The sequence below is a fragment of the Spirillospora sp. NPDC049652 genome (assembly GCF_040675125.1).
GTDB lineage: Bacteria > Actinomycetota > Actinomycetes > Streptosporangiales > Streptosporangiaceae > Spirillospora.
Window position 1 is genome coordinate 1 of the sequence record NZ_JBFAOF010000590.1, and the last position, 4,583, is coordinate 4,583.

5 protein-coding genes are annotated in these 4,583 nt (G+C 74.6%); 1 reads left to right on the forward strand and 4 read right to left on the reverse strand.

What is annotated here, in order from left to right; translation table 11 throughout:
- Positions 1-716 (forward strand): alpha/beta hydrolase (locus AB0J52_RS28505; protein WP_500185555.1); only part of this gene is annotated, 716 nt, incomplete at its 5' end.
- Between the two features lie 78 nt (positions 717-794).
- On the opposite strand, the gene AB0J52_RS28510 is transcribed toward AB0J52_RS28505, so the two are convergent.
- The 4 genes from AB0J52_RS28510 to AB0J52_RS28525 all read right to left on the reverse strand — a co-directional run.
- A complete protein-coding gene (locus tag AB0J52_RS28510) occupies positions 795-1,931 on the reverse strand; it encodes a CU044_5270 family protein (RefSeq protein ID WP_500185558.1) in 1,137 nt (378 codons plus the stop codon).
- On the reverse strand, positions 1,931-2,521 hold the full coding sequence (locus AB0J52_RS28515) for an RNA polymerase sigma factor (protein WP_500185560.1): 591 nt from the start codon (positions 2,519-2,521) through the stop codon (positions 1,931-1,933). The genes AB0J52_RS28510 and AB0J52_RS28515 overlap by 1 nt, the downstream gene beginning before the upstream one ends.
- A gap of 144 nt (positions 2,522-2,665) precedes the next feature.
- Positions 2,666-3,415, reverse strand: coding sequence for a hypothetical protein (locus AB0J52_RS28520; protein ID WP_500185562.1), 750 nt, complete (start codon positions 3,413-3,415; stop codon positions 2,666-2,668).
- Between the two features lie 150 nt (positions 3,416-3,565).
- Positions 3,566-4,583: aldehyde dehydrogenase family protein (locus tag AB0J52_RS28525; RefSeq protein WP_500185564.1), on the reverse strand; the 1,018-nt coding region annotated here is incomplete at its 5' end.

The following is a 4,583-nucleotide window of genomic DNA, read 5'->3' on the forward strand; positions in this document are numbered from 1 at the left end:
CCTGGGCTGCGAAGCGCCACGCCACCTACGGCCTCGGCGCGACGCCCGCCCGCGTCCTCGCCACCGCGAACTCCATCGTGACGGCCGCCGGACGCCGTCCGCTGCGCGTCGGCTCCTACCGCGTGGACGACCAGCTCGTCCCCTACATCCTTTATGTCGGCTCTGGCGACGACCGGCCCGAGGCCCGCGCCGGGTTCTCCGCCACCGTCCGGACCCTGAACCAGGCCGCGCACGGCCGCCCGGCCACGCCCGGACCCGAACTCAACGGGATGCTCGCGTTCACCCTGACCAGCGCCGGGTCCCCGCTCGCCAGTCCTGCCGCCGCGATCACCTGCGGCGACCGTGCCGTGTCCGGCGACCCGGCCGCCTACTGGAACGACATCCAGCGCAGCCGCGCCCGGCATCCCCTCTTCGGCCCGCTCAAGAACAACCTCTGGCCCTGCGCCTTCTGGCCGGTCAAGCCCCGCGAGCCGATCACGCGCGTCGCCAACGCCACCCCGGCCCTGATCGTGTCCGCCACCGGCGACACCGCCACCACCTACAAGGGCGCCCAGGCCATGCACCGGGCCCTGACCGGCTCCCGCCTGATCACCCTGCGCGGCGTCACCGGCCACGGAATCTACGGCGAGTACGGCAACGCCTGCGTGGAAGCCAAGGTGAACGCCTACCTGGCCACCGGCGCCCTTCCCCCTGCCGACGTGGCCTGCCACCGCTGACCCGCCGCTCGCGGACGCCCACCCCAGGAGGCGGCTTCGGCGCGGCTGCGACGGCACCGCACCGAAGCCGCCGAGGGCTCAGTTCTTGGCGGAGGGCGGGGTTTCGTCGGTGTAGCCGAAGTCGAGCACCGACGTGTACTCCATGAAGTCGGAGCCGGTGCTGGTCGTCTCCAGCGGCGCTCCGGTGTCCGGGTCGATCACGAGCCGGTAAGTGCCGGTGCCGATGCCCTCCGAGCTCTTTCCGTCCCGCGTCAGGGCCTGGCCACGGCGTCCCTTCTGGTCGGTGACGGTCCCCAGGGACCGGACGTCCGGGAGGTCCGCGAGGACACGGTAGGTCGCCGCCCGCACCGCCGGCCGCACCGGGCCGATCGGATCGGCGATGACGTACAGGGCTGCGGTCCAGAGCTGCGCGGAGTCGCCCTCCACCGGGCCCATGAGCCCGCCCGAGCGCGTCCAGGCCAGCAGTTGCCTCCGCAGGGTCGCGGTGTCGTCCGACAGTTTCGCCACATCCAGACCGGCCGGGGGAGTTCCGGGCATGCCCGGAGCGGTGCTCATGGGCGCGCTCCGGACGGACCCCGGACGCATGCTGAACCAGCCGCACCGCTGCTTGACCGGGATCGGCGGCGTCGCGGAATCGGAGCTCACCTCGCCGCCCCGGTAGCCGACGACCCGGTCGTCGTCGCACACCTGCCTGACCCTCGCCGGGCTGCCCGCCGCACGCCAGGCGGCGGCGTCCACGGGGGTCAGGGGCCGCGCGGCCAGCTCCCGGCGTACGGACCAGCCCCGGACGCCCGCCGCCACCGGGTACCACTCCTCCTCAACGGCCGCGGTCACGATCTTGTACGGGTGGTCCTTCGAGCCGACGACGTGCTGCTGGCCCTCCTCGGTCGTGAAGCGGAAGTAGCGGCCCGCGGCGGGCGCGCTCGCCGTCCTCTCGGCGGCGACGAGCAGGATGCTCCGGGCCTGCCGATCGGGCGGACGCGAGGCGGGCGCCGCCCCGTGCCCGGCCAGCATCACCGCCGCGACCCCCGCCGCGCCCACGGGCAGCAGCCCCGCGCCGAGCAGCCAGCGCGGCCGTGGCCTCGCCCGCCGCCGCCGCGGCCCGGGCTCGGCGCCTCCGGCGAGTCCCAGCAGCCGCGCGCGGCCGGCCGCGGCGACGTCCGGGCCGGCGGCCGGCTCGGTGAAGACCTGCTCGACCAGCGTCATCTCGTCCATCAGCACTCCCCGGACTGTGTCGTCTTGTCTGCGAGCGCGCGGCGGAGACGCGCCTTGGCGCGGCTGAGGCGCGACCCGACGGTGCCGCTGGGGATCTTCAGCGCCTGGGCGATCTCCTCGTAGCCGAGCCCGGCCACCGCGGAGAGGAACACCACGTCCCGCTCGCCCGAGGACAGGCCGCGCACGGCCCGCACCAGGTCCGGGCGGAGCGTCTCGGCGGCGATCCGCGCGGTCGCGCGCTCCTCGTGGCCGTCGACGGACACCTCCGCGCCGACCCTGCCCATCGCCTTCAGCCGGCGCTGCTCGGCCCGCCGGTGCTGGGACACCAGGTTGGTGGCGATCCCGTACAGCCAGGGCCGCAGGGCCGTGCCGCGGGACGGGTCGAAGTCGGCCCTGCGGCGGAAGGCGATGAGGAACGTGTCGGCGGCGAGGTCGTCGGCGGTCTCCCGGCCGAGCCGCGCCGCGAGGTAGCGGTGGACGTCGTCGAAGTACCGGTCGTACACCAGGGCGAACCCCTCGGGGTTGCGCAGGGACGAGGCGACGAGCTCGGCGTCGCTCGTCACCTCGTCCTCCTCAGGAGGAGCTGTCATCGGCTTCCTTCCGGGTCGTCGGTCACCCGGTTGTTGGCCGACGCCCCGATCTTCTTCGCGCCGATGACGGGCGGGCCGGCGCGTCCGCAACCGCCGGGGCTGGACGTCCCGGCGCACGAGGGGCGTTCCCGCTGGAAGGAGGGACTACTGGTACATCTGGCCGCAGACCGCGATGCGGGCGAGGTCGGCCCACGACATGGCGGTGATGTCCCGGACGTAGGACCGGGGGGCGGCGGTGCCGACGGCGTCGGGGAGCGGGACGCGGGCCCCGTCGGCGGCGTCCCAGCCTCCGACGCTGCCCGCCACGGCGCACTCCAGATAGGTCGCCGGGTCGAAGTTGTACCAGCGGGCCGGGGTCGCGCGGAGGCCCGAGCCCGGTGGACGGGGCGCCTCGACGCCGAACCGGGCGCGCGGGCCCGGCGGCTGCTCGGCGAAGTCCTCCAGGTCGGCGAGCTGGGACAGCAGCACGCGCTCCCAGTCGGCGTGGTCGGCCGGCTCGTCCCCGGACAGCGACAGGTCCTTGGTGCGCCACGCGGGGTCGAACGGCGGCGGCGGGGAGAGCGTGGCGGCGGTGAACATCGCCGCCACGTCGTCCGGCTCGACGCCGTCGCGGTCCCGCAGCGGAGTGCTCACCTTCCACAGCGCCCGCAGGAACGCCGACAGGGACCACGACGCCGACCGCGCCTCCTGCCCGAGCTGCAGGAAGTGCAGGTAGAGCTCGCGGTTGGTGCTCAGCGCCGGGCCCTTGGGACCCGCCACCCAGTAGTGCTGCTTGTGCGGGACCCCGCTCTCCAGGACCAGGGCCCGCGCCAGCGCCGAGACGCGGGAGTCGAAGCTCGCCACCCGGTACTCGTTGCCCAGGTCGTCCTGGCGCATGACGTCCCACGTGTCCATCCGGGTCCTCCACGCTCAATCCGTGCTCTGCCGCATCCGCGCAAAGTGTCCCATCCCGGGGTCATGCCGCCAGTAGCCGCCGCGTCACTTTCCGGCCTCGGTTCGCCGCCCCGCCGCCTGCCGGGGCGGGGCGGCCCGCCGGGGATCGCGTCAGGACCTGGCGCGGTGGATGACCTGGAGTTCCGTGAAGCCGCTGAGGCCCCACGGCCCGTTCTCCACACCGACGCCGCTCCACTTGAAGCCGCCGAACGGCTGGTGCGGCGCGAGCGCCAGGTGGGTGTTCACCCACGACGTGCCGCACTCGAGGCGGCCGGCGACCTCGGCGGCGCGGTCGGCGTCGCCGCCCCACACCGATCCGGACAGGCCGAAGTGGGTGCCGTTGGCGCGGGCGACGGCCTCGTCCAGGTCGCGGTAGGCGATCACCGGCAGCGCCGGGCCGAACTGCTCCTCGTCCACGATCCGCGTGCCGTCCTCGGCGCCCGCCAGGATCGTCGGCTCGAAGAAGTAGCCGGGACGGTCCATCGGACGTCCGCCCGCCGCCGCCTTCGCGCCGCCCGCGATCGCGTCGGCGACCAGCTCCGACACCCGCTCGTACTGCGGCCTGTTGTTGATCGGCCCGTACTCCACGCCCTCGGCCGCCCCGTCGCCGACCTTCGCCTCGCGCGCCCGCGCGGCCAGCGCCTCCACGACGTCGTCGTAGATCGCCTCCGGCGCGTAGACGCGCTTGACCGCGGAGCAGACCTGGCCGTTGTTGGTGAACGCCGCGCCGAACAGCTTCGCGGCGACGGCCGCCGGGTCCACGTCGTCCAGCAGGATCGCCGGGTCGTTGCCGCCCAGCTCCAGCGTGACGCGCTTGAGGTCGGGCGCGGCGGACGCGGCGACCCGCTTGCCGGTCGTCACCGAGCCCGTGAAGCTGATCTTGCGGGGGACGGGGTGCGCGGTCATCCACGCGCCGAGCTCGTCGCCGCCGCTCACCACGTTCAGCACGCCGGGCGGCAGGACGTCCCGCAGCGCCTCGCCGAGCAGCAGGCTGGACAGCGGCGTGTACGGGGACGGCTTGAGCACCACGGTGTTGCCCGCCAGCAGCGCCGGGCCGAGCTTCCACGCGGCCAGCAGCAGCGGGAAGTTCCACGGCGTGATCGCCGCGACGACGCCCAGCGGCCGGGGC

Coding starts and splice junctions, on each gene's coding strand:
- AB0J52_RS28510 (WP_500185558.1), bottom strand. CDS start 1,931: ATGGACGAGATGACGCTGGTCGAGCAGGTCTTCACCGAGCCGGCCGCC.
- AB0J52_RS28515 (WP_500185560.1), bottom strand. CDS start 2,521: ATGACAGCTCCTCCTGAGGAGGACGAGGTGACGAGCGACGCCGAGCTC.
- AB0J52_RS28520 (WP_500185562.1), bottom strand. CDS start 3,415: ATGGACACGTGGGACGTCATGCGCCAGGACGACCTGGGCAACGAGTAC.